This is a genomic window from Jannaschia formosa (genome assembly GCF_003340555.1).
Classification (GTDB): domain Bacteria; phylum Pseudomonadota; class Alphaproteobacteria; order Rhodobacterales; family Rhodobacteraceae; genus Jannaschia; species Jannaschia formosa.
The window spans coordinates 118,119-140,789 of record NZ_QPLJ01000008.1 but is presented as its reverse complement, the minus strand read 5'-3'; the positions used below and the strand labels follow the sequence as shown (position 1 = coordinate 140,789).

General features: G+C 69.9%; 23 protein-coding genes. 12 read left to right on the top strand and 11 right to left on the bottom strand.

Annotated features, from left to right (window positions below; translation table 11 throughout):
• Positions 1–58 precede the first annotated feature (58 nt).
• The 3 genes from DR046_RS10935 (at position 59) to xsc (ending at position 3,671) form a co-directional block, all read left to right on the top strand.
• Positions 59–268, top strand: a complete 210-nt coding sequence (locus DR046_RS10935; protein WP_115382414.1) for a hypothetical protein — start codon at positions 59–61, stop codon at positions 266–268.
• A gap of 36 nt (positions 269–304) precedes the next feature.
• A complete protein-coding gene (gene pdxR, locus DR046_RS10930; protein ID WP_115382413.1) occupies positions 305–1,756 on the top strand; it encodes a MocR-like pyridoxine biosynthesis transcription factor PdxR in 1,452 nt (483 codons plus the stop codon).
• A 136-nt stretch (positions 1,757–1,892) separates the two neighbouring features.
• Positions 1,893–3,671, top strand: coding sequence for a sulfoacetaldehyde acetyltransferase (gene xsc, locus DR046_RS10925; RefSeq protein ID WP_115382412.1), 1,779 nt, complete (start codon positions 1,893–1,895; stop codon positions 3,669–3,671).
• Between the two features lie 53 nt (positions 3,672–3,724).
• Here xsc and DR046_RS10920 read toward each other — a convergent pair whose 3' ends face one another.
• Entirely contained in the window at positions 3,725–4,234 is a 510-nt protein-coding gene (locus DR046_RS10920) for a hypothetical protein (protein ID WP_115382411.1), read from the bottom strand.
• 80 nt (positions 4,235–4,314) lie between these two features.
• On the opposite strand from DR046_RS10920, the gene pta reads away from it, so the two are divergent.
• The 4 genes from pta to DR046_RS10900 all read left to right on the top strand — a co-directional run bounded on the left by pta (position 4,315) and on the right by DR046_RS10900 (position 9,920).
• Positions 4,315–5,310: a phosphate acetyltransferase gene (gene pta, locus DR046_RS10915; protein ID WP_115382410.1), complete on the top strand. Its 996-nt coding sequence runs from the start codon at positions 4,315–4,317 to the stop codon at positions 5,308–5,310.
• Positions 5,307–8,132 carry a molybdopterin oxidoreductase family protein gene (locus DR046_RS10910; protein WP_115382409.1) on the top strand — a complete coding sequence of 942 codons (2,826 nt, stop codon included), beginning with the start codon at positions 5,307–5,309 and terminating at the stop codon, positions 8,130–8,132. The genes pta and DR046_RS10910 overlap by 4 nt, the downstream gene beginning before the upstream one ends.
• Before the next feature lie 115 nt (positions 8,133–8,247).
• Positions 8,248–9,033, top strand: a complete 786-nt coding sequence (locus DR046_RS10905; RefSeq protein ID WP_115382408.1) for a 4Fe-4S dicluster domain-containing protein — start codon at positions 8,248–8,250, stop codon at positions 9,031–9,033.
• Positions 9,033–9,920 carry a dimethyl sulfoxide reductase anchor subunit family protein gene (locus tag DR046_RS10900; RefSeq protein ID WP_115382407.1) on the top strand — a complete coding sequence of 296 codons (888 nt, stop codon included), beginning with the start codon at positions 9,033–9,035 and terminating at the stop codon, positions 9,918–9,920. Before DR046_RS10905 ends, DR046_RS10900 begins: the two co-directional genes overlap by 1 nt.
• 19 nt (positions 9,921–9,939) lie before the next feature.
• On the opposite strand, the gene DR046_RS10895 is transcribed toward DR046_RS10900, so the two are convergent.
• From DR046_RS10895 to DR046_RS10885, 3 genes are all read right to left on the bottom strand, one after another.
• A complete protein-coding gene (locus tag DR046_RS10895; protein ID WP_115382406.1) occupies positions 9,940–11,406 on the bottom strand; it encodes a carboxypeptidase M32 in 1,467 nt (488 codons plus the stop codon).
• Positions 11,407–11,408: 2 nt separating this feature from the next.
• The gene (gene ctaA / locus DR046_RS10890; protein WP_115382405.1) at positions 11,409–12,539 is read right to left on the bottom strand and encodes a heme A synthase; all 1,131 of its coding nucleotides are present in this window, start codon (positions 12,537–12,539) and stop codon (positions 11,409–11,411) included.
• Positions 12,540–12,650: 111 nt separating this feature from the next.
• Positions 12,651–13,400: an RNA methyltransferase gene (locus tag DR046_RS10885; protein WP_115382457.1), complete on the bottom strand. Its 750-nt coding sequence runs from the start codon at positions 13,398–13,400 to the stop codon at positions 12,651–12,653.
• 100 nt (positions 13,401–13,500) lie between these two features.
• Between DR046_RS10885 and DR046_RS10880 the strand changes: the two genes are divergently transcribed.
• Together DR046_RS10880 and DR046_RS10875 are read left to right on the top strand one after the other, a co-directional pair.
• Positions 13,501–13,884 (top strand): DUF1761 domain-containing protein, encoded by a 384-nt coding sequence (locus DR046_RS10880; RefSeq protein WP_167767065.1) that lies wholly within the window; start codon positions 13,501–13,503, stop codon positions 13,882–13,884.
• A gap of 56 nt (positions 13,885–13,940) precedes the next feature.
• Positions 13,941–14,549 (top strand): thiamine phosphate synthase, encoded by a 609-nt coding sequence (locus DR046_RS10875; protein WP_245190906.1) that lies wholly within the window; start codon positions 13,941–13,943, stop codon positions 14,547–14,549.
• Positions 14,550–14,656: 107 nt separating this feature from the next.
• Here the strand turns inward: DR046_RS10875 and olsA are convergent, their stop codons facing one another.
• From olsA to DR046_RS10860, 3 genes are all read right to left on the bottom strand, one after another.
• The gene (gene olsA, locus DR046_RS10870; protein ID WP_245190905.1) at positions 14,657–15,487 is read right to left on the bottom strand and encodes a lyso-ornithine lipid O-acyltransferase; all 831 of its coding nucleotides are present in this window, start codon (positions 15,485–15,487) and stop codon (positions 14,657–14,659) included.
• Positions 15,488–15,492: 5 nt separating this feature from the next.
• The gene (locus DR046_RS10865; protein WP_167767063.1) at positions 15,493–16,221 is read right to left on the bottom strand and encodes a GNAT family N-acetyltransferase; all 729 of its coding nucleotides are present in this window, start codon (positions 16,219–16,221) and stop codon (positions 15,493–15,495) included.
• 84 nt (positions 16,222–16,305) lie between these two features.
• Positions 16,306–16,488, bottom strand: coding sequence for a DUF3553 domain-containing protein (locus DR046_RS10860; RefSeq protein ID WP_115382454.1), 183 nt, complete (start codon positions 16,486–16,488; stop codon positions 16,306–16,308).
• A gap of 12 nt (positions 16,489–16,500) precedes the next feature.
• On the opposite strand from DR046_RS10860, the gene DR046_RS10855 reads away from it, so the two are divergent.
• On the top strand, positions 16,501–17,136 hold the full coding sequence (locus tag DR046_RS10855; protein WP_167767061.1) for a histidine phosphotransferase family protein: 636 nt from the start codon (positions 16,501–16,503) through the stop codon (positions 17,134–17,136).
• 83 nt (positions 17,137–17,219) lie between these two features.
• Here DR046_RS10855 and DR046_RS10850 read toward each other — a convergent pair whose 3' ends face one another.
• Genes DR046_RS10850 through DR046_RS10840 form a run of 3 tightly spaced genes read right to left on the bottom strand, consistent with a single transcriptional unit; the run spans position 17,220 to position 19,251 of the window.
• Entirely contained in the window at positions 17,220–17,738 is a 519-nt protein-coding gene (locus DR046_RS10850; protein ID WP_115382401.1) for a gamma carbonic anhydrase family protein, read from the bottom strand.
• On the bottom strand, positions 17,735–18,394 hold the full coding sequence (gmk, locus tag DR046_RS10845; protein ID WP_115382400.1) for a guanylate kinase: 660 nt from the start codon (positions 18,392–18,394) through the stop codon (positions 17,735–17,737). The genes DR046_RS10850 and gmk overlap by 4 nt, the downstream gene beginning before the upstream one ends.
• On the bottom strand, positions 18,391–19,251 hold the full coding sequence (locus tag DR046_RS10840; protein ID WP_306418043.1) for a YicC family protein: 861 nt from the start codon (positions 19,249–19,251) through the stop codon (positions 18,391–18,393). Before DR046_RS10840 ends, gmk begins: the two co-directional genes overlap by 4 nt.
• Before the next feature lie 197 nt (positions 19,252–19,448).
• Between DR046_RS10840 and DR046_RS10835 the strand changes: the two genes are divergently transcribed.
• Positions 19,449–20,123: a PAS domain-containing protein gene (locus DR046_RS10835; protein WP_115382398.1), complete on the top strand. Its 675-nt coding sequence runs from the start codon at positions 19,449–19,451 to the stop codon at positions 20,121–20,123.
• Positions 20,124–20,159: 36 nt separating this feature from the next.
• On the opposite strand, the gene DR046_RS10830 is transcribed toward DR046_RS10835, so the two are convergent.
• A complete protein-coding gene (locus tag DR046_RS10830) occupies positions 20,160–21,524 on the bottom strand; it encodes a class II 3-deoxy-7-phosphoheptulonate synthase (RefSeq protein ID WP_115382397.1) in 1,365 nt (454 codons plus the stop codon).
• A 138-nt stretch (positions 21,525–21,662) separates the two neighbouring features.
• Between DR046_RS10830 and DR046_RS10825 the strand changes: the two genes are divergently transcribed.
• Entirely contained in the window at positions 21,663–22,667 is a 1,005-nt protein-coding gene (locus tag DR046_RS10825) for a GlxA family transcriptional regulator (RefSeq protein ID WP_115382396.1), read from the top strand.
• The last annotated feature ends 4 nt before the right edge of the window (positions 22,668–22,671 follow it).

Below are 22,671 nucleotides of genomic sequence, written 5' to 3'. Positions count from 1 at the left end.
CGCCCTGCCTCCTCGACCGCGCGGCTGGGGAGGCTATCTTTCGTGCATGAACAGGTCCATGCCCGATCTCTTCCTCGACAGCGCGGCCATCGGCGTCGTGGTCTCGACGCTCGCGCTCGAATCGATCCTCCTGCTCGACCCGGGCGGGTTGGGGGCGGTGCTGGCCGGGCTCGGGCCGTTGGTGCTGACGCTGATCTGGCTGCATGTCGCGGGCATGGCGGCGCCGCTGGCGACGCTGGTCCTGCTTCTGGTCGAAGGCTCCGACTGAGGGGCAAGACCGGCCGCGCCAAGGCATAGGTGCGACATGGCCATCGCCGCCGAAGCCTTCGTCCTCGATCCGGCCCATACCGGCACGCTGCAGCGCCAGTTGCAGGAGATCGTGACCGACGGCATCCTCTCGGGCCGGTTCCGGCCCGGGGACCGGATGCCCTCGTCCCGCGGGCTCGCGCGGCATCTGGGGATCAGCCGCATCACCGTGACGCTGGCCTATACCGAGCTCATCGCCAACGACTACCTGTCGTCGCAGGGGCGCTCCGGCTACTTCGTGTCCGAGGGCGCGCCGACCCCGTCGCTGCTGCCGCGGGGCGCGCCGCCCGAGTCGGATCGCGTCGACTGGAGCGCGGCCATGGTGCGGCGTTATTCCGAGGGCCCCGTGCCGGAACGTCCCCGCGACTGGCGCCGCTACCGCTATCCGTTCATCTACGGGCAGACCGACGCGCGGCTCTTCGACCATCGCAACTGGCGGCGCTGCGCGCTGCAGGCGCTGGGCGCGCGCGACTTCGAGGCCACCACCTCCGACAGCTACGGCCGCGACGACCCGCTGCTGGTCGAGCAGATCCTGCGTCACATCCTGCCCCGCCGCGGCATCGCCGCCGCGCCCGAGCAGGTGCTGGTCACGATGGGCGCGCAGAACGCGCTGTGGATGGTGACGCGAATCCTGCTGGGCCAGGATCGGTTGGCCGCGATCGAGCATCCGGGCTATCCGGCGCTGCGGACGATCCTCGACGCCTCGGGCGCGCGCCATGTCGCGCTGCCGGTCGATGCCGGCGGCCTGCCACCCGAGACCGTCCCGCCCGAGACCGACGTCGTCTTCGTCACGCCCTCGCATCACTGCCCGACCTCGGCGACGATGCCGGTCGCGCGGCGCCGCGCGCTGCTGGACCGGGCGGACCGGCACGACTTCCTGGTCGTCGAGGACGACTACGAGTTCGAGCTGGCCTTCGCCGCGCCCCCTGCCCCCGCGCTGAAGTCGCTCGACCGCTCCGGCCGCGTCATCTACATCGGCAGCTTCGCCAAAAGCCTCTTCCCCGGCCTGCGCCTCGGCTATCTGGTTGCGCCCGAACCCTTCGTGGCCGAGGCCCGGGCGCTGCGCTCGCTTCTGATGCGGCACCTGTCCGGCCACCTGCAGCGCGCCGCGGCCTATTTCCTGCAGCAGGGCCATTACGACGCGCAGGTTCACCGGATGGCCCGCGCCTATCGCGCCCGCCGCGCCGCCGCCGAGGCCGGGATCGCCGAGCACGGGCTGACGGCCCTGGGCGCGAACACCTTCGGCGGCTCGTCCTTCTGGATGCGCAGCCGGACCCTGCCTGCCGATCTGCTGGCCACCCGGCTTCGTGCGCGGGGGGTCCTGATCGAGCCGGGCGGCCCCTTCTTCGGCGCAGCCGATCCGGGCGACCGCTACCGGCTGGCCTATTCCTCCATCGCGGCGGAAGACATCCCCGAAGGACTGCGCCGGATTGCCGAAGCGGGCGGATGACGCCGCTCTGGCCTTAAGTCACCTTCTCCGCTGGCCCTAACCACGCGTTGACCCGGAGCCTAATCTTGCTACAAGTTAGGCCATAACGAGACCAACGGTCTCAATTTTGATATGTTCCGGGGGAGGACAGACCACAATGAAGATGACCACCGAGGAAGCCTTCGTCAAAACGCTTCAGGTTCACGGCATCCGGCATGCCTTCGGGATCATCGGCTCGGCCATGATGCCGATTTCCGACATCTTCCCGGCCGCGGGGATCACCTTCTGGGATGCCGCGCATGAAGGCTCGGCCGGGTTCATGGCCGACGGCTACACCCGCGCGACCGGCGAGATGTCTATGATGATCGCGCAGAACGGCCCGGGCATCACGAACTTCGTGACGGCGGTCAAGACGGCCTACTGGAACCACACCCCCTGCCTGCTGGTCACGCCGCAAGCCGCCAACAAGACCATCGGCCAGGGCGGCTTCCAGGAAATGGAGCAGATGAACCTGTTCAAGGATTGCGTGGCCTACCAGGAAGAGGTCCGCGACCCGTCCCGCATCGCCGAGACGCTGGCCCGCGTCATCGCCAAGGCCAAGCGCCTGTCGGGGCCCGCGCAGATCAACATCCCGCGCGACTTCTGGACTCAGGTCGTCGATATAGAGATCCCGCAGCCCATCGAGTTCGAGGTCTCTCCGGGCGGCGAGAATTCCGTGAAGAAGGCGGCGGAGCTTCTGTCCTCTGCGAAGAACCCGGTCATCCTGAACGGCGCGGGCGTGGTCCTGTCCGAGGGCGGGATCGCCGCGTCGATGGCGCTGGCCGAGCGGCTCGATGCGCCGGTCTGCGTGGGCTACCAGCATAACGACGCCTTCCCGGGCTCCCATCCGCTGTTCGCCGGGCCGCTGGGCTACAACGGCTCCAAGGCGGCGATGCAGCTCATCAAGGACGCGGATGTCGTGCTGTGCCTCGGCACGCGGCTCAACCCGTTCTCGACCCTGCCGGGCTATGGCATGGAATACTGGCCCAAGGACGCCAGGATCATCCAGGTCGACATCAACCCCGACCGGATCGGCCTGACCAAGAAGGTCTCGGTCGGCATCGTCGGCGACGCGGCCAAGGTCGCGACCGGGATCCTGAACGGCCTGTCCGACAGCGCCGGCGATGCGGGCCGCGAGGACCGCAAGGCGAAGATCGCGCAGACGAAATCCGCCTGGAAGCAGGAGCTGTCGAGCCTCGACCACGAGCAGGACGATCCCGGCACCAGCTGGAACGAGCGGGCCCGCAACGCCCGCCCCGACTGGATGTCGCCCCGCCAGGCCTGGCGCGCGATCCAGTCCGCGCTGCCGCGCGACGCGATCATCTCGTCGGACATCGGCAACAACTGCGCCATCGGCAACGCCTATCCCGACTTCGACGAGGGGCGTAAGTATCTGGCGCCCGGCCTCTTCGGCCCCTGCGGCTATGGCCTGCCCTCGATCGTGGGCGCCAAGATCGGCAAGCCCGACGTGCCGGTCGTGGGCTTCGCCGGTGACGGCGCCTTCGGCATCGCAGTCAACGAGCTGACCGCCATCGGCCGCGAGGAATGGCCCGCGATCACGCAGATCGTCTTCCGCAACTACCAGTGGGGCGCGGAGAAGCGGAACTCGACGCTCTGGTTCGACGACAACTTCGTCGGCACCGAGCTCGACATGAAGGTGAGCTATGCCAAGATCGCCGAGGCTTGCGGGCTGAAGGGCGTGCAGGCGAAGACGATGGACGAGCTGACCGAGGCGCTCAATACCGCCATCCGGGACCAGATGGAGAACAACACGACCACCCTGATCGAGGTCATCCTCAACCAGGAACTGGGCGAGCCCTTCCGCCGCGACGCCATGAAGAAGCCCGTGCGCGTGGCGGGCATCTCCAAGGACGACATGGCCCACGCGGCCGAATGACCGCCGCAAGGGCGCAGACGGGGGCCGCGGCCCCCGTCCTACCGGCCCCCGCTCTACTGGCGAAGCGTCTCGAGGAACCGCTGGTGGCTGTTGTCCATGATCGTCTGGTTCTGGCGGCCCCATTCCAGGCGCTGCTGGCCCCAGTTGTGGATCTGCTGCATCCGCTCCTCGTGGGTCGAGCCCATGCCGGGCATGGCGCCACCGCCGCCCATGCCGCCTTGCGGCTGCATCAGCGCGCCGGTCTGCATCGCCTGGGCGACCTGCTGGTAGGATTGCTGAAGCTGCTGAAGGTTCGCCTGGTAGAACTGGCAGGCCTGCGGGTCGTTCTGCATGCGGCAGTCGTAGCCCGCGCTCAGCATCATGTGGGCCTGCTGCTGCGCCATCGGGATCGCCTGGCAGGCGCCGGCGTTCCCGGCGTTGCAGCCCTGGCCCAGCGCCCAGACGATCTCCTGGATGGCCTGGACGACCTGCGGGTCGGCGGTCTGCATGTAATGGTCGGCCGCGGCGGGCTTCGGCCCTGCGGCGGCGAGGGCCGCGAGGGCCAGGGCAAGAAAACGGCTCATCAACTCTCTCCTGAAACGATATCTTTCCACATGGCCAGCCTAGCACGGGGCGGCCCGATCCGGCGCGGGGAAATCCCGGCATGAACGTCCTCGACACCCTGCGCGACCGCGCCCGCGGCGCCTGCCACCACGTCGTCCTGCCCGAGGGCACCGATCCGCGCGTGCAGGAGGCGGCGGGCCGCGCCGTCGCCGAAGGGCTGGCCCGGGTCACGCTGCTCGCCCCCGAAGGCACGGCGATGCCCGAGGGCGTGACCTCCGAGGACCCGGCGGTCAGCCCCCGCCGGGAGGCGATGCGCGACGCCTATCTGCGCGTGCGCGCGAAGAAGGCGCCCACGGCGGAGCAGGCCGAGGAGGCCATCTCGGACCCTCTGGTCTGGGCTGCGCTGATGGTGCGCGAGGGGCTGGCGGACGGGACGATCGGCGGCGCGGTGGCCACCACCTCCGACACGGTGCGCGCGGCGCTGCAGATGATCGGGACGGCGCCGGGCGCGCCGCTCGTCTCCAGCTTCTTCCTCATGGTGCTGCCCGACAGCCACCCGACCCGCCCCGGCGCGGGGCTGATCTTCTCCGATTGCGGTCTCGTCATCGCGCCGTCGCCGAAGGAACTGGCCGCCATCGCCCACCAGGCCGCCGCCTCGGCCGCGGCGCTGCTGGGCGAGATGCCGAAGGTCGCCATGCTCAGCTTCTCGACGAAGGGCAGCGCCCGGCACGAGAAGGTCACTGCCGTCACCGAAGCCCTTGACATCGCTCGCAAGGACGCCGATTTCCCCATCGACGGGGAGCTTCAGTTCGACGCCGCCTTCGACGCCGGTGTCGGCCAGAAGAAAGCACCGGGCAGCGAAGTGGCGGGTCAGGCGAACGTCCTGATCTTCCCCGATCTCGACGCGGGCAATATCGGCTACAAGATCGCCCAACGCATCGGCGGCGCGACGGCCATCGGCCCCGTGCTCCAGGGCCTCGCCAGGCCAGCCAACGACCTGAGCCGTGGGTGCACGGCCGACGATATCCTGGACATGATCGCGGTCACGTCCGCGCAGATCGACGCGCGCAAAGCCATCCCGGGGGAGACGACATGAACCAGCCCAAGCTGAACCTCTCCCCGAAGGTGGGGGACGAGATCCGCAAGACCACCTGCTACATGTGCGCCTGCCGCTGCGGTATCGACGTACATGTCAAGCATACCGACCAAGGCGACAAGGTCGCCTATATCGAGGGCAACCGGGACCATCCCGTGAACCGTGGCGTGCTCTGCGCCAAGGGCTCGGCGGGGATCATGCAGCACAACGCGCCCTCTCGCCTGCGCGCGCCGATGAAGCGCACGGGCCCCCGCGGGTCGGGCGAGTTCGAGGAGATCTCCTGGGATGAAGCCTACGACATCGCCGCGTCCTGGCTGGAGCCGATCCGCAGGACCGACCCCTCGAAGCTCGCCTTCTTCACCGGCCGCGACCAGTCGCAGAGCTTCAGCTCCTGGTGGGCGCAGGCCTTCGGCACGCCCAACTACGCGGCGCATGGCGGCTTCTGCTCGGTCAACATGGCGGCCGGCGGCATCTACACGATGGGCGGCGCCTTCTGGGAGTTCGGCCAGCCGGACTGGGAGCGGACGAAGCTCTTCATCCTCTTCGGCGTGGCCGAGGACCACGATTCGAACCCGATCAAGATGGGTATCGGCAAGATGAAGGCGCTCGGCGGGCGCGTCGTCGGGGTGAACCCGGTCAGATCCGGCTACAACGCCGTGGCGGACGACTGGTTCGGCGTGACGCCGGGCACCGACGGGCTGCTGATCCTGAGCCTCGTCCACTGCCTGCTGAAGGCGGGCAAGGTCGATCTCGACTACCTGTCGCAGTTCACCGACGCGCCCGTCCTGATCGACGCGCGCCCCGGCGCCGGCCACGGCCTGCCGCTGAAGGACGACGACGGCCATGCGCTGGTCTGGTGCCGGGCCGAGAACAGGCCTCGCTGCTATGATGCGGAAGGGGTCGAGCCCTCGCTGACCGCGACCTGGGAGCAGGACGGCGTCACCCATCGCACCGTCTTCGCCCATATGGTCGAGAAATACCTCAGCGCCGACTACGCCCCCGAGGCGGTGGCCGAGCGGGTCGGCATCCCCGCGCGGCGCATTCGCGCGCTGGCCGCCGAGATCGCCCGCGTGGCCTTCGAGGAAGAGATAGTGCTCGACCGGGAATGGACCGACTTCCGCGGACGCACCCACAAGACCATGAAGGGCCGCCCGGTCAGCTTCCACGCGATGCGCGGCATCTCGGCCCATGCCAACGGCTTCCAGACCTGCCGGGCGCTGCACATGCTGCAGATCCTGATCGGCTCGGTCGAGACGCCCGGCGGCTTCCGCTTCAAGCCGCCCTACCCCAAGCCCGCGACGATCCACCCGAAGCCGCATTGCAAGGTGACGCCCGGCGCGCCCCTCGACGGGCCGCATCTGGGCTTCGTCCACGGGCCCGCCGACCTCTGTCTGAAGGAGGACGGCTCCGCCGCGCGGATCGACAAGGCCTATACCTGGGAAAACCCGATGTCGGCCCACGGGATGATGCACATGGTCATCTCGAACGCCCATGCCGGCGATCCCTACGAGATCGACACGCTGTTCTTCTACATGGCGAACATGGCGTGGAACTCGTCGATGAACACGTCGGGCACGATGAAGATGCTGTCGGACCGGAAGGAGGACGGCTCCTACGTCATACCGCACATCATCTATTCCGACGCCTATTCGTCGGAGATGGTGGCCTATGCCGACCTGATCCTGCCCGACACCACCTATCTGGAACGGCACGACTGCATCTCGATGCTCGATCGGCCGATCTGCGAGGCGGAGGCCGCCGCCGACGCGATCCGCTGGCCGGTGGTGGAGCCCGACCGCGACGTGCGCGGGTTCCAGACGGCGCTGATCCAGCTCGGCGCGAAGCTGGGCCTGCCGGGCTTCGTGAAGGACGACGGCTCGCCGAAGTTCAGGGACTATGCCGACTACATGGTCAACCACGAGCGGCGGCCCGGAGTCGGCCCGCTGATGGGCTGGCGCGGCAACGGCAGCCAGACGGGCCGCGGGGCGCCGAACCCCAACCAGCTGGACGCCTATATCGAGAACGGCGGGTTCTGCGTCGCCCACATCCCCGAGGACGCGCAGTTCTACAAGCCGTGGAACCGGGCCTATCAGGACTGGGCCGTCGAGATCGGCCTCTTCGACAAGGCCTCGCCCTACATCTTCACCCTCTGGTGCGAGCCGTTGCGCCGCTTCCAGCTGGCCGCCGAGGGGCATGGCGACCGCCAGCCGCCGGATCACCTGCGCGAGCGGATGAAGGCCACGATGGACCCGCTGCCGATCTGGTGGGACCCGAGCTCGGCGCATGGCGGCGAAGGCAGGTTCACGATCACCGCGCTGACCCAGCGCCCGATGGCGATGTATCACAGCTGGGGCACGCAGAACGCCTGGCTGCGCCAGATCCACGGGCGCAACCCGCTCTACGTCCCGACGAAGCTGTGGGAAGCGCATGGTTTCGCAGAGGGCGACTGGGCCCGCGTGACCTCCCCGCACGGAGAGATCACGGTCCCGGTCGCGCACATGCCCGCGCTCAACGAGAACACGGTCTGGACCTGGAACGCCATCGGCAAGCGCAAGGGCGCCTGGGCGCTGCACGACAACGCGCCCGAGGTGAACAAGGGCTTCCTGCTGAACCACCTCATCCACGAGCTGCTGCCGCCGAAGAAGGACGGGATGCGCTGGTCGAACTCCGACCCGATCACGGGACAGGCCGCATGGTTCGACCTGAAGGTCGCGATCGAGAAGGTCGCGCCGCCCGCCGACCTGCGCTCGAAGCCCGATGTCGGGGAACAGAAGAGTCCGGTCGGCAAGGGCCCGAACCAGGTCGCCTGGGAGGTGAAATGAGCTTCCTTCCTGTGGCCAGTAATCCTGCGGAGGGTCGCCGGTGGTGTGCCATCGGGTCGGGAACCACCGGCGACGGGAAGGCCCCCGGCGCTACCAGCAAGCGAGGACCGACGACATGACCTCCCTCCCCACCACGGTCCACAAGAAGCTGGGCCTCGTCATCGACCTCGACACCTGCGTCGGCTGTCACGCCTGCGTCACGGCCTGCAAGGGCTGGAACACCCAGAACTACGGCGTGCCGCTGTCGGATCAGGACGCCTATGGCGACGCCTCGGGGACGTTCCTGAACCGCATCCATGCGTTCCAGGTCCAGCCCGACCCCAAGCTCGCCGACCATGTGCCGCCGCGGCTTGCGCAGACGATCCACTTCCCGAAGTCCTGCCTGCATTGCGACGACGCGCCCTGCGTCACGGTCTGCCCGACGGGCGCCAGCTACAAGCGCGCCGAGGACGGCATCGTGCTGGTGAACGAGGATGCCTGCATGGGCTGCGGCCTCTGCGCCTGGGCCTGCCCCTACGGCGCGCGCGAGGTCGACGAGGCAGCGGGCGTGATGAAGAAATGCACGCTCTGCGTCGACCGCATCTACAACGAGACCCTGCCCGAGGTGGACCGCCAGCCCGCCTGCGTGCGGACCTGCCCGACCGGGGCGCGGCATTTCGGGGACCTGGCGGACCCCGACAGCCATGTCTCGAAACTGGTGGCGGCGCGCGGCGGCATGGACCTGATGCCCGAGCAGGGCACCCGGCCCGTCAACAAGTACCTGCCGCCCCGCCCCAAGGACGCGATCCAGGCGCCCGAGCTGACCGGGGACGAGGACATCCTCGCCCCCTTCCTCGCCCCCGTCGCCGAAGAACCCAAGGGCCTTCTGGCCTGGGTCGACCGCGCGCTGGAGAAGATCTGATGCATCCCGCCCCTTCCGTCATCATCTTCTCGACCCTGTCGGGCGCGGGCTTCGGCCTGCTGGTCTTCCTGGGGCTCGGCCTGCCGGTCGTGACCGGCTGGGTCGCCTTCGGCTTCTACTTCATCGGCTTCGCGCTGGCGGTGGGCGGTCTGCTCTCGGCGGTGTTCCACCTGAAGAACCCGAAGAACGCATGGAAATCCTACAGCCAGTGGCGCAGCTCCTGGCTCTCGCGCGAGGGCTGGGCGGCGGTGCTGGCGCTGCTGGCGATGGGGGTCTACGCCTTCCTTCAGGTCTTCTTCGCCATCACGGTCCCGCCGCTGGGCTGGATCGGCGCGGCGTTGTCGCTCTTCACCGTGCTGACGACCTCGATGATCTACGCCCAGCTTCGGACGGTGCCGCGCTGGAACCAGCTGCCGGCGACGCCGGTGATGTTCCTCACCACGGCGCTCGCCGGCGGTGCGCTGCTCTCGGCCAATTTGGCCGCCGCAGGCATCCTGCTGGTCCTCGCCGGGGCGGCGACGGTCTGGCACTGGCTCGCCGGAGACAGGCGCTTCGGCGAGGTCGGGTCGACGACCCGCACCGCGACCGGGCTCAACGGCCATGTCTCGCTCTGGGAGAAGCCCCATACCGGCGGCAACTACCTGACGCGCGAGATGGTGTTCCAGATCGGCCGCAAGCACGCCCTGAAGCTGCGCGTCGTGGCCCTGGCGCTGATGGTCGGACTGCCCCTGATCCTGGTGCTGCTGCCCATGAGCCACCTGACGGCCGTGATCGCCGTGCTGTCCTATCTCGCCGGCGTGCTGACGCAGCGCTGGCTGTTCTTCGCGGAAGCGGAGCATGTCGTGGGCCTCTATTACGGCGCCCACGACCGCCCCATCGCCGCCTGAGGCGGGCTACACCGCGAGGTTACGCCGCGAGGTCGGTGAACTTCCGCTCCAGGTAGTCGAGCAACGGCGCGGCCGACGGCGCCTCGCCGGTCGCGTGGCGGATCGTCTCCTGCGGCGGGCGCAGCGCGCCGTGCACCTGCAACCGGTCGCGCATCCAGCCTGTCGCGGGCGACGGGTCGCCCTGCGCCAAGGCGTCGTCCAGCCCCGGAAGCTCCGCCCGCGCCGCCGCCATCAGGCAGCCGGCATAGAGATTGCCCAGCGAATAGGTCGGGAAATAGCCGAACAGCCCGACAGACCAGTGCACGTCCTGCATGAACCCGTTGGACGGCCTGTCCACCGGCACGCCGAAATCCGCCGCGAAGCGCGCGTTCCAGGCGGCCTCCAGCTCATCCACCTCCAACTCGCCCCGGATCAGCGCCCGCTCCAGGTCGAAGCGCAGCATGATGTGGAGGTTGTAATGGAGCTCGTCCGCCTCGGTCCGGATATAGCCGGAGCGCACGGCGTTGACGGCGCGGTAGAAGGCCCGCTCCGAGTCGACGCCGATCTCGCCGAACACGTCCCGCATGCGCCCGTAGAGCCAGCCGCAGAACGGCTCCGACCGGCCCATCTGGTTCTCGAAGCTGCGCGACTGGCTCTCGTGGACGCCCATCGAGACGCCGTTGCCGATGGGCGTCAGCAGGTAGTCCGGCGAGACGTTCTGCTCGTAAGCCGCATGCCCGACTTCGTGGATCGTCGAATAGAGGCAGTTGAACGGATCGCTCTCGTCCACCCGCGTCGTGATCCGCACGTCGAGCCCCGATCCCGAGGAGAACGGGTGCACGGCCAGGTCCAGCCGCCCGCGCCCGAAGTCGTAGCCGAAGCGCTCCGCGATCTCACGGGCGAGCGCGAGCTGCTCCGCTTTCGGAAAATGCCCCGACAGCACCGGCGCCGCGGGCCCCGCCAGCGCGGCCTCGCGCAGCGCCACCAGCCGGGGCCGCATCGCGGCGAACATCCCGGCCATCGCCGCCGACGACCCGCCTGGCTCGTAATCCTGCATCAGCGCGTCGTAGGGGTCGCCCCCCTCGGCCAGATGCGCGGCCTCCTCCCGGCGCAGACGCACGACCTCGGCCAGCACGGGGCGGAAGGCGTCCGCGTCCTGGTCCGCGCGCGCACGGGCCCATTGGCCCTGCGCCAGCGAGGTCACGCGCGCCAGCTCCGCCGCGAGCCGCGCGGGCACCTTCAGGTTGCGCTCGTAGCTGCGGCGCATCTCGCGCAGGTTGGCGTCGGCGACATCGTCGGGCGCATGGGCCTCGTCCAGCCAGTCGCCCAGCCGCGGGTCGGTGCGGCGGGCGTGCAGCACCTCCTCCAGCGCGGCCATCTCCTCGGCGCGCTGCGGGGCGGCACCGGGGGGCATGACCGTCTCCTGGTCCCAGCCGGTGCGGCCCGAGACCTGCGCCAGCGCTTCGGTCACGCGCTGGAACGCCATCAGATCGTCATAGGCTGCCATTCCTATCCCCTTACAGATTGGGCCAGCGGGTACTTGGACCGGTGCCGCGCCCGGACCGCAAGGCAGATCAGCACCACCGCCCCGAACTGGTGCAGGATCGCCAGATGCCAGGGCGAGGAGTTCATGACCGTGACGATCCCCAGCACCATCTGCAGCACCGCCATCGCCAGCACGGCGGCGAAGGCGCCGCGCGTCGCGGCATAGCTGGACCGGCGCGCGCGCCACCAGACGGCGGCGATGACGACGAACAGGACGTAGCCCGTCAGCCGGTGGAAGAACTGCACGGTGCCATCGTTCTCGAACAGGTTGCGCCACCAGGGCGTGATCTCCCACATGCCCGGCGGGGTCAGCCCGCCCGCCATCAACGGCCAGTCGATATAGTTGCGCCCCGCGTCGATCCCCGCGACCAGCGCGCCGATCACGATCTGCAGGAAGGTCAGCCCGATCACGACGGAGCCCAGCGTCATCAGCGTCGCGTTCCGGTCCCGCCGCGCCTGCAGCAGCGCCGCCTCGGGGCGCGACATCGACAGCACGAACCAGGCGATCAGCGCCAGGATGACGAAGGCCAGCCCCAGATGCGTCGCCAGCCGGTAGGAGGCGACGTCGAGCATCGTCCCCGTCAGGCCCGAGGACACCATCCACCAGCCGATCGCCCCCTGCAGCCCGCCCAGCACACCCAGCGCAGCGAAGCGGCCGGTCCAGCCGACCGGCATCTTCCGCGACAGCAGCAGCCAGGCGAAGCCGAGCAGCCAGACGAGCCCGATGACGCGGCCCAACTGCCGATGGCCCCATTCCCACCAGTAGATCACCTGGAATTCCGACAGGGTCATGCCGCGGTTCTGCAACTGGTATTCCGGGATCGCCCGGTAGAGGTCGAATTCCGCCTGCCACGCCTCCGTCGTGAGGGGCGGCAGCGCGCCAGTGACGGGGCGCCATTCCGTGATGGACAGGCCGCTGTCGGTCAGCCGGGTCAGCCCGCCGACCGCGATCATCGCCACGACCAGCACGAAGAGCAGGATCAGCCAGACGCGCGCCGCCCCCCGCGACCCGCGGCGCGCCGCGTCGATCGCGCCGCCCTTCGCCTCCGGACGCCGGGCTTCGCCCACCTCCTCGAAGATCGCTCGTTTCGCCATCTCGCACCTCTCCGTCCGTCCCCCTTCCTGTGGCCGAAAATACTCCGGGGGGTCTGGGGGGCTGGCCCCCCAGCCTCGCCGCTCGCGCGACGGTCCTCTGTCAGGCAGACCTCACTTAGGCGCCTGACCGCGCTCCTTCCACCGCACCATCTGCCGCAGGATGCCGTGGAAGACCTGCGCGTCGGCCCGCGTCAGCGGCAGGCGCGACCACATGTTGCGCAGCGTCCGCTTCATCGCCGGGGCCTTTCCCGCCGGAAAGAAGAAGCCCGCCTCCTCCAGCCGTTCCTCGTAATGGGCGGCCAGCGCCTCCAGCTCGGCCTGGTTGACCCAGTCGGTCCCGGCCATCTCCATCTCGACGCCCGCAGCCCCGGTCGAGACGCGGCGCCATTCGTAGCCCATCAGCAGCACGCATTGCGCGAGGTTGAGCGAGGCGAAATCCGGGTTCGTCGGCACCTGCACGATCGCCGAGGCGCGGGCGATGTCGTCGTTCTCCAAGCCAGCCCGCTCCGGCCCGAAGAGGATCGCGACCTTCTCGCCCGCCGTCCCGCGGCGCAGCGCCTCCTGCATGGCGGCCTCGGGGGTGTAGACCGGCTTCGTCATGTCCCGGTCGCGCGCGGTGGTGGCGAAGACGAAGCTGCAATCGGCCACCGCCGCCGGCACGTCCCCGGTCAGCATCGCGCCGTCGAGCAGCCGCCCCGCGCCGGAGGCGAGCGCCACCGCCCGCTCGTTCGGCCAGCCGTCGCGGGGGGCCACGACGCGCATGTGCTCCAGCCCGAAGTTCAGCATCGCCCGCGCCGAGGCGCCGATGTTCTCGCCCATCTGCGGGCGCACCAGGACGAAGGCGGGGCGCGGGTCGGTCATGGCCGCCCGGATACGCGCGGCGGAGGCGGCGTGCAACGGCTTCCCAGACTCCGCATGCCGCGCCAGAATGACCAAAGGGACAGCAGGGGAGAATCGGATCATGGGCATCCTGAGCGTCGTGCTGGCCGCGGTGGCGGCCTGGGTGTTCGGGGCGGTGTGGTACGGCGTGATCGGGCGCCAGTGGATGGCGGCCTCGGGCCTGACGGAAGAGTCGATCGACCGCGGGAACCCGGTCCCCTATGTCGGCAGCTTCCTCTGCGCCCTTCTCGTCGCCGGGATGCTGCGCCACGTGCTGGTCAGTTCGGGCGTCGAGGGCGCGTGGTCCGGCATGGTGACGGGTCTCGGCCTCGGCCTCTTCGTGGCGACGCCCTGGATCGCGACCATCGTCCTCTTCTCCCAGCGCCCGAGAGACCTGATCTGGATGGACGGCGTCTATCCGACGGTCGGCATGGCGCTGATGGGGCTGATCCTGACCACGGTCTGAGCCCGCTTGCGGCCCCGGCACCGGCGCACTACCACCCGCGGCAGATGGGGGACCCGATGACCGACGCGCCGCAACTCTACCTCGTGACCCCGCCCGAGATCGGCGCGGACTTCCCCGACCGGCTGGCCCGGCTGCTCGACGCGCATGCCGTGGCCTGCCTGCGCCTCGACCTCGCCACGCGGGACGAGGAGCGGGTGGTGCGCGCCGCCGATCTCTGCCGCGAGGTGGCGCATCGCTTCGACGTGCCGCTGGTCGTGACCGATCACGTCGCGCTGGTGACGCGGCTCGGGCTGGACGGCGTGCACCTGACGGACACCCGCGCGGTCGGCAAGCTGCGGCGCGACTGGGGGTCGGACCCGATCATCGGGGCCTTCTGCGGAACGTCCCGCCACGACGGGATGACCGCGGGCGAGGCGGGGGCGGACTATGTCAGCTTCGGCCCCGCCACCGGCACGGGGCTCGGCGACGGCAGCCATGCGGACCGCGACCTCTTCGCCTGGTGGTCCGAGATGATCGAGCTTCCGGTCGTGGCCGAAGGTCCGCTCAACGCCGACACGCTGGCCAGCCTCGCCCCCGTCGTCGACTTCGTCGCGCTGGGCGAGGAGGTCTGGAGCGCCGAGGACCCCGCCGCCCGCCTCGCCGAACTGACCGCCGCCTTCGCCTGACCGGGGACCTTCCGGCAGCCCATAGCGTCCGACGACGCTCTCGACCCAAAACAAGCTTGGCGGGCCGTTCCGTCTCAAGACACCCCGGCCCGATGCCCTCCGACGCGTCAGGCCATCGGCACGCCGGAACCGCGCAGCCCCGCCCGCACCGCCTCCTCCGCGGCCCGCGCCAGCGCCTTGCGGTCGGCGTAGTCGGCGGCGACGAGGGGCGGGTGGAAGATCACCTCGACCGTCCCGTGCCGTGCGGCGGCCAGCATCGCCAGCATGTGCTCCCCGGCCGACTGGGTGCCCCACCAGCCGTAGAACGGCGCAGGCGCGCCCGGCGGCGCATGATAGGCCAGCGTGACGGGCTGGATGCGCAGCTCCGGCAGGCCCCCCTCTCCCAGGAACGAGGCGAAGAGCGTCGTCTTGAACGGCAGCACCCGCAGCCCGTCGCTGCTGGTCCCCTCCGGGAAGAACAGGATCTCGTGGCCGAGGCCCAGCCTCTCCCGCAGAAGGGCGGCCTGTGCCCGCGCCTCGCGCCGGTCGCGCCGGATGAAGACGGTGCCGGTCGCGCGGGCCAGCCAGCCGATCCCCGGCCAGTCCGCCACCTCGGACTTCGAGACGAAATAGACCCGGCGGCAGGCGTTCAGCGCGAAGATGTCCAGCCAGGAGACGTGGTTGGCGACCACCGCCCCCGCACCCCGCATCGGTGTCCCGCGCATCCGGCGGCGAAGCCCCAGCAGGCGCAGCGCGTTGATGCAGACGAATTGCGTGATGAACGGCGTGACCGGGCGGCGCAGTCCGCAGAGCGGGCGCTCCACCAGCCGCACGGCCAGCAGCAGCAACAGGCAGCCGAAGACCAGCGCGATCATCGCCCCCCCCTTCAGGGCGACGCGCAGCCAGGCCGCGGGGCCGAACGGCGCGAAGGCCGGATGAGGTGCGCCATCCCAGGTCACGAAGGTCAGGCCGGAGCGCCCATGATCGCCCGCCGCCGCGATCCCGGAAGCCGCAGGCGGGTCATGTCGAGAAGGATGCAGATGTCGACGCAGCCGAAGGCGCGGTCGACCCAGGCGCCGTCCCCGACCCAGGCCCCGGCGCGCAGGTAGGACTTGATGAGCGGCGGGACCGTTCGCATGGCGTCGGGCGGGGGCGGGCCGGTCACGGCCAGCGCCTCGGGGCCGCGGGCGACGGGGCGGACCTCCGGCGGGGCGAGTGCGGCGGCGCGCAGGGCGCGCAGCGCGCCCAGATGCGCCTTCGCCTCGGCGCCGGGCAGCGAGGCGGTGCCGACCAGATAGCGGGTGTCCTGCTGCGCCAGCCGTTTGGCGATGCCGTGGAACAGGATCAGCCCGGCGGCGCTGCCGCGATAGGCGGGATGCACGCAGGTGCGGCCCAGCTCGACGATCGGCCGCCCGGTGGCATGCAGCCGCCACAGGTCGAATTCCCGCCCGGTATAGCCCGTGCCGGGGGCGAGCCGCGCGGCGGCGATGGCGCCGAGATCGGGACGGGACGGGTCGCGCAGGATCGCATGCTCGGAGACCGCGTCGAAGGCATCGGTCTCGACCGAAGTGGGCACGCCCATCTCGCGGGTGAACACGGCGCGGCGCAGGGCGCGCGCGGCGCGCGCATCCCGCGTGATCTCGAAGCTCAGGCCGCCGTCCATGCCGCCGAGGTAGTGGCTTTCGGCGCGCAAGAAAAGCCGCCGCGTCGCCGGACTTGCCTGCCCGGGCTTGCCAGCCGTCAACCCTTCGTTAACCATTCCACCGGCAAGGTGGCCTCACTCGAAGACCGGCAGCAAGAGGACCCGCGATCCGTCGATGACCTGCTTGCCGGCCTCCTGGAAATTGACCGTGATCCGGCTGCCGATCACGGACTGGACCTGTCCGATGCCCCAGTCCGGGGCGCCGGAATGCCGGACGAGCATCCCGGGCTCCAGCAACGCATTGAGGTCCTGCGACATGAGGTGTCTCCGATGAGCGACGTTCTCTCCGTGAACGATAAGGCGAAGGACGCCGCGGGCGAGCCCGATCTCGTGGCGCTGCTCGGCTCCCGACTGTGCCACGACCTCGTCAGCCCGATGGGTGCGATCCATAACGGCCTGGAATTGCTGGAAGCCTCGGGCGGATCGGGGGGCGACGAGATGGCGCTGATCCGACAGTCGCTGGACGCCGCTCTGGCGCGGATCGCGTTCTTCCGGCTGGCCTTCGGCGCGGCCCCCGGGGCGAAGCCCGTCTCCGAGCGGGAGGTTCGGGGCGTGATCGCGGCGATGTATCGCGACAGCCGCACCAGGGTGCTCTGGCGCGACACCGAGGACCGGCCCCGCGCCGAGATCCGGCTCGCCTGCCTTGCCCTGCTCTGCATCGAGGTGGCGATCCCCTGGGGCGCGACGGTCGAGGTGACGCGAAATCCGAATGCCTGGGTGTTCCATGTCGATGCCGACCGGCTGAAGATCGACGCAGCGCTCTGGCATGGTCTCGGCCGCGCGGCGATCCCGTCCGACCTGAAGGGCTCGGAGGTGCAGTTCGGCATCCTCGCGCGCGACTGCCGGGCGATGCGGCGCCCGATCTCGGTCAGCGCAGATGACAGCCATCTGAGCCTGCTGGTCTGAGCCGCTTGGGCCCGGCCCGTCGGCAGCCATTCCGAATGGCAGCCGTTCCAGCCGCCCTCCTTCAGAACGGCAGCCCTCCGGGATCAGACCGCGCGCAGACCCGCGCGGAAGCGTGCGGCGTTGGCCACATAGTGCCGCGCCGAGTGCAGCAGCCCGGCGCGGGCGGCCTCGTCCAGCTCCCGCACGACCTTGCCCGGCGCACCCATCACCAGCGACCCGGGCGGGATCACCTTGCCTTCGGTCACCAGCGCCCCCGCCCCGATCAGCGAGCCGGCGCCGATCACGGCGCCGTTCAGCACCGTCGCCCCCATGCCGACCAGAGACCCGTCCTCGACGGTGCAGCCATGCAGGATCGCCTTGTGCCCGATCGTGCAATCGGCCCCGATGGTCAGCGGAAAGCCCGGGTCGGTATGCAGAACGCAAGCCTCCTGCACGTTGGAGCCGCGCCCGACCGTGATCCGTTCGTTGTCTCCCCGCAGCGTGGCGCCGAACCAGACATTCGCGTCCTCCATCAGGGTACAGGCGCCGATCACGTTGGCGTCGGGCGCGACCCAGGCGCCCTCGGCCAGTTCGGGCGCGAGCCCGTCCAACGCATAGATCATGTGCTCTCCCTTTCGCGAAATTCCTCGGACAGACGGTTCACGAACCCGGTCAGCCAGGGCTGGCGGATGCGCTTGAGCCGTTCGGCCTGCAGCAACGTGCGCAGCCGTGCCTCGGTCGCGTCCATGTCGTCGTTGACCAGGACGTAATCGTATTCCGCCCAATGGCTGATCTCGGCCTCGGACTTGGCCATCCGCTTGGCGATGACCTCTGCCCCGTCCTGCCCGCGCGAGCGCAACCGCCGCTCCAGCTCGGCGATGGAGGGCGGGAGGATGAAGATCGAGACCATGTCGCTGCGGATCGAGGATTGCGCGATCTGCTGCGTGCCCTGCCAGTCGATGTCGAAGATCACGTCCCGGCCCGCGGACAGCGCCGCCTCGACCGGGGCGCGCGGGCTGCCGTAATGATTGCCGAAGACCTCGGCATGTTCCAGCATCTCGCCGTCCATGATCCACTGGCCGAAGGCCTCGCGGGTGACGAAGTAATAGTCGTGCCCCTCGACCTCGCCCGGCCGCGGGGGCCGCGTGGTGGCCGAGACCGAGAAGCTGAGCGTCGGGTCCCAGGCCATCAGGCGGCGCGCCATGGTGGACTTGCCCGCGCCCGAGGGGCTGGAGAGGATGATGGCGAGGCCGCGCCGGATCGGGGTCACGCCGGTCATTCCACGTTCTGGACCTGCTCGCGCAGGCCGTCGACGGTCGACTTCAGCTCCAGCCCGATGGCGGTCAGCTCCGAAAGGCCGGACTTCGAACAGATCGTATTGGTCTCGCGCATGAATTCCTGCGTCAGGAAGTCGAGGCGACGGCCCACCGGCCCCTCCGCGGCCAGCAGCGCCCGCGCGGCGTCGACATGGATGGCGAGGCGGTCCAGCTCCTCGGCGATGTCGGCCTTGACGGCCAGCGCGGCCACTTCCTGCCGGACGCGCTCGTCGGCGATCCCGGCCTCGGCCAACCGCCCGGCAGCGTTGCGGAAGGTGGCGGCGATATGCGCCTCGCGCGCGGGACCCAGCGCCAGCGCCGCCTCGCGCAGGCGCGCGATCTCGTCGATCCGGTCCGACAGCAGCGCCCGCAGCGCGGCGCCCTCGCGCGCCCGGTCGGCGTCGAACTCGGCGACCAGGACGTCAAGATCGGCCCGCAGCACGTCAAGGGGCGGCGGCGCCTCGGGCTCCCCGGCCTCCCAGACTCCGCGCACGGACAGAAGCCCTGTTGCGGAGGACGGGGCCAGCGGCAGGCCGCGCGCCTGTGCCTCGGCCTCGGCGGCCGCCATCGCCTCGACCGCGCGGCCCAGCGTCTCGGGGTTCAGCACCGGCCCGGAGGTTCCCCCAGCGCCCAGCCGCAGCGACAGCGTCACGTTGCCCCGCGCGACGACCGCCGAGACGGCGGCGCGCACCATCGGCTCCAGCCCCGCGGGCGCGTCGGGCAGACGCAGCCGGAGGTCCAGCCCCCGCGCATTGACCGAGCGCAGTTCCCACCGGCGCCCCTCGGCATCGCGCGCGGCATATCCCGTCATAGACTTCATGGCGCAGGCCTAGCGGCCCCGCCCGGCCCCGGCAAGCGCCGAGGCCGGCGCCCGCAGCGTTAACCAGAGATTAAGGAATTGAGCGCATTTCGCGGCAATCCGGGGTAAATCGGACGCGATCTCGGCGAGATCGCGTCTCTCGGGTTCCGATCGCACGGGACGGGACGCGGACCGCCCGGCAAGATGGGAACGACAGGATGACCGAAGCGACCGAAGACAGGGACCTCCCCCCCGCCGCCGAGCTGCACGACCTGACCGGCCGCCGGATGGAGCGGCACTCGCCACTGCTGGAGGAGGCCTGGCGCTACTGGTCCTCGCTTCGCGCCGGCCGCAACCTGCCGCGCCGGGACGAGCTGGACCCGCGGGCGATGTCGCTGACGCTGGGCCATTCGATGATCCTCGACCGCATCCGCCCCGGCACCGTCCGGGTGCGGCTGGGCGGCCGGGTCATGAACGGGCTGATGGGGATGGAGGTCCGCGGCCTGCCGATCCGCGCCTTCTTCGAGATCGCCGAGCGCAAGCGCGCCGCCTCGCTGGTCGAGCGGGTGTTCGAGCTGCCGGCGACACTCGAGATGGACCTGGTCAGCCTGACCCGGCGTGGGCCGACCCATGCCCGCCTGCTGGTCCTGCCGTTGCAGGACCTCAACGGCGAGGTGAGCAAGGCGCTGACCTGCCTCGCGCTCGACCGCGTCGATCCCGAGCCGCCGCATCGCTTCACCATCCTGCGCAACCGGCTGAGCCCGTTGCGGCGCCATCCCGCGCTGCAGGAGAGGGACAGGCCCGAGCGCCGCGCCGGGCTGCCGATGGAGTTGGCGGAGCCGCGGACCGGTTACGCCCCGCGCCCGAAACCCTATCTGCGGGTCGTCAAATAGAAGGGGGCCGGGCGCAGGGCGCGCCCGGCCGTCTGGTCAGGAGGCGGCGCGCGCCCGGTCCTGACGCAGCGACGACAGCTCTTCGGCGACGAGGAAGGCCAGCTCCAGCGCCTGCGAGGCGTTGAGCCGCGGGTCGCAAGCGGTGTGGTAGCGGTCCGACAGGTCCTCGTCGGTCACGTCCCGCACGCCGCCGGTGCATTCGGTCACGTCCTGGCCGGTCATCTCGAAATGCACCCCGCCCGGGATCGTGCCGTGGTCGCGATGGACGGCGAAGAACTCCCGCACCTCGGCCAGCACGCTCTCGAAGGGGCGGGTCTTGTAGCCCGAGGCCGACTTGATCGTGTTGCCGTGCATCGGATCGCAGCTCCAGACGACATTGGCCCCCGCCTCCTGCACCGTCCGGATCAGGCGCGGCAGGTTCTGCTGCACCTTGCCCGCGCCGAAGCGCGCGATCAGGGTCAGGCGGCCCATCTCGTTCTTCGGGTTCAGCGCCGTCATCAGCGCCTTCAGGTCGTCCGAGGTCATCGACGGCCCGCATTTCAGCCCGATCGGATTCAGCACGCCCTTGCAGAACTCCACATGCGCACCGTCCGGCTGCCGCGTGCGGTCGCCGATCCAGATCATGTGGCCCGAGCCGGCGAGCCACTGGCCGGTCAGCGAGTCCTGACGGCAGAGCGCTTCCTCGTATTCTAGCAGCAGCGCCTCGTGCGAGGTGTAGAAATCGACCGTCGCCATCTCGTGGTTGGTGTCGACGGTGATGCCCGCCGCCGCCATGAAGTCGAGTGTATCCTGGATGCGGGTCGCGATGTCGCGATATTGCGCGGCGCGCTCGCCCTCGGTGAAACCCAGCGTCCAGGAATGGACGCGGTGCATGTCGGCGAAACCGCCCTTCGAGAAGGCGCGCAGCAGGTTCAGCGTCGCGGCGGCCTGAGTATAGGCCTCCAGCATCTTGGCGGCGTTGGGGATGCGCGCCTCGGGCGTGAAGGGCAGGTCGTTGATGATGTCGCCCCGGTAGGACGGCAGCTCGACCCCGTCGACCACCTCGGTCGGGGCGGAGCGCGGCTTGGCGAACTGCCCCGCCATGCGCCCGACCTTCACGACGGGCACCTTGGCGCCGTAGGTCAGCACCATGGCCATCTGCAGCATGACCTTGAACGTGTCGCGGATCGTGTCGGCGGAGAATTCGGCGAAGCTCTCAGCGCAATCGCCGCCCTGCAGCAGGAAGGCCTCGCCGCGGCCCGCGGCGGCCAGCTCGGATTTCAGCGTGCGGGACTCGCCGGCGAAGACCAGCGGAGGATACCGGCGCAGCCGCGTCTCGACCGCCGCCAGGGCCTCGGCGTCGGTATAGTCGGGCATCTGCACCCGCGGTTTCGCTCTCCAGTCGCTCTTAGACCACGCCATCCTCAAGTTCCTCCGGTCCGGTCACGGAATGCCCGCCTAGCCGATTCCGCCGCTCGGGGCCAGCGCTGGCGCGCATCATTGTCTTGATCCCGGCCCGCGGATGGGATTTGCCGGTTCCGGTGATTTGGGAGGCAGGCGATGACCAGCCAGCGGCAGACCGGAGCGGTCACGGCGGCGCCCGAGGGGCGGACATCGCATTACGTCTTCCTGCTGCTCGACGGGTTCACGCTGATGTGCCTGGCCAGCGCCATCGACGCGCTGCGGATCGCCAACCGGATGTCGGGCGCGAAGCTCTATTCCTGGGAACTGGTGGGCGAGGGCGGCGGCACCGTCACCTGCTCGGCCGGAACCAGCTTCGTCACCGACCGCGACCTGCAGGAGATCGGGCGCGACGACACGCTGCTGGTCGTGGGCGGCATCGACGTGGCCGAGGCGTCCACCAAACGGGTCCTGGCCTGGCTGCGGCGCGAGGCGCGGCGCGGCATCACCATCGGGGGCCTTTGCACCGCGTCCTGGACGCTGGCGGCGGCCGGGCTGCTCGATGGCAAGCGTGCGACCATCCACTGGGAGAACCATGACAGCTTCGCCGAGGAATTCCCCGAGATCGAGCTGACGAAATCGGTCTTCACCGTGGACGGCAAGCGGCTGAGCACGGCAGGCGGCACCGCCGAGGTCGACCTGATGCTGCACCTCATCGCCCGCGACCACGGGGAGGAGCTGGCCTCGCTGGTCGCCGACCAGATGATCTACAGCTCGATCCGCACCGACCAGGACACGCAGCGCCTGTCGATCCCGACCCGCATCGGCGTGCGCCACCCGCGCCTGAGCCAGGTCATCCGCGAGATGGAGCAGAACATCGAGGACCCGGTCAGCCCCGCCAGCCTCGCCGCCGATGTCGGCATGTCGACCCGGCAGCTGGAGCGGCTGTTCCGGCGCTACCTGAACCGCTCGCCCAAGCGCTACTACATGGAGCTTCGGCTGGGGAAGGCGCGCAACCTTCTGATGCAGACCGACATGACGATCATCAACGTGGCGCTGGCCTGCGGCTTCACCTCGCCCTCGCATTTCTCGAAATGCTACCGTGCGCAATACGGCACGACGCCCTATCGGGAGCGCGGCGCCAAGGCCGGCCCTGCGGCCTGAGCGG

Excerpts from the sequence above, each read along its gene's own strand:
- DR046_RS10935 (WP_115382414.1), top strand. The coding sequence starts at position 59 with ATGCCCGATCTCTTCCTCGACAGCGCGGCCATCGGCGTCGTGGTCTCG.
- pdxR (WP_115382413.1), top strand. The coding sequence starts at position 305 with ATGGCCATCGCCGCCGAAGCCTTCGTCCTCGATCCGGCCCATACCGGC.
- xsc (WP_115382412.1), top strand. The coding sequence starts at position 1,893 with ATGAAGATGACCACCGAGGAAGCCTTCGTCAAAACGCTTCAGGTTCAC.
- DR046_RS10920 (WP_115382411.1), bottom strand. The coding sequence starts at position 4,234 with ATGAGCCGTTTTCTTGCCCTGGCCCTCGCGGCCCTCGCCGCCGCAGGG.
- pta (WP_115382410.1), top strand. The coding sequence starts at position 4,315 with ATGAACGTCCTCGACACCCTGCGCGACCGCGCCCGCGGCGCCTGCCAC.
- DR046_RS10910 (WP_115382409.1), top strand. The coding sequence starts at position 5,307 with ATGAACCAGCCCAAGCTGAACCTCTCCCCGAAGGTGGGGGACGAGATC.
- DR046_RS10905 (WP_115382408.1), top strand. The coding sequence starts at position 8,248 with ATGACCTCCCTCCCCACCACGGTCCACAAGAAGCTGGGCCTCGTCATC.
- DR046_RS10900 (WP_115382407.1), top strand. The coding sequence starts at position 9,033 with ATGCATCCCGCCCCTTCCGTCATCATCTTCTCGACCCTGTCGGGCGCG.
- DR046_RS10895 (WP_115382406.1), bottom strand. The coding sequence starts at position 11,406 with ATGGCAGCCTATGACGATCTGATGGCGTTCCAGCGCGTGACCGAAGCG.
- ctaA (WP_115382405.1), bottom strand. The coding sequence starts at position 12,539 with ATGGCGAAACGAGCGATCTTCGAGGAGGTGGGCGAAGCCCGGCGTCCG.
- DR046_RS10885 (WP_115382457.1), bottom strand. The coding sequence starts at position 13,400 with ATGACCGACCCGCGCCCCGCCTTCGTCCTGGTGCGCCCGCAGATGGGC.
- DR046_RS10880 (WP_167767065.1), top strand. The coding sequence starts at position 13,501 with ATGGGCATCCTGAGCGTCGTGCTGGCCGCGGTGGCGGCCTGGGTGTTC.
- DR046_RS10875 (WP_245190906.1), top strand. The coding sequence starts at position 13,941 with ATGACCGACGCGCCGCAACTCTACCTCGTGACCCCGCCCGAGATCGGC.
- DR046_RS10860 (WP_115382454.1), bottom strand. The coding sequence starts at position 16,488 with ATGTCGCAGGACCTCAATGCGTTGCTGGAGCCCGGGATGCTCGTCCGG.
- DR046_RS10855 (WP_167767061.1), top strand. The coding sequence starts at position 16,501 with ATGAGCGACGTTCTCTCCGTGAACGATAAGGCGAAGGACGCCGCGGGC.
- DR046_RS10850 (WP_115382401.1), bottom strand. The coding sequence starts at position 17,738 with ATGATCTATGCGTTGGACGGGCTCGCGCCCGAACTGGCCGAGGGCGCC.
- gmk (WP_115382400.1), bottom strand. The coding sequence starts at position 18,394 with ATGACCGGCGTGACCCCGATCCGGCGCGGCCTCGCCATCATCCTCTCC.
- DR046_RS10840 (WP_306418043.1), bottom strand. The coding sequence starts at position 19,251 with ATGAAGTCTATGACGGGATATGCCGCGCGCGATGCCGAGGGGCGCCGG.
- DR046_RS10835 (WP_115382398.1), top strand. The coding sequence starts at position 19,449 with ATGACCGAAGCGACCGAAGACAGGGACCTCCCCCCCGCCGCCGAGCTG.
- DR046_RS10830 (WP_115382397.1), bottom strand. The coding sequence starts at position 21,524 with ATGGCGTGGTCTAAGAGCGACTGGAGAGCGAAACCGCGGGTGCAGATG.
- DR046_RS10825 (WP_115382396.1), top strand. The coding sequence starts at position 21,663 with ATGACCAGCCAGCGGCAGACCGGAGCGGTCACGGCGGCGCCCGAGGGG.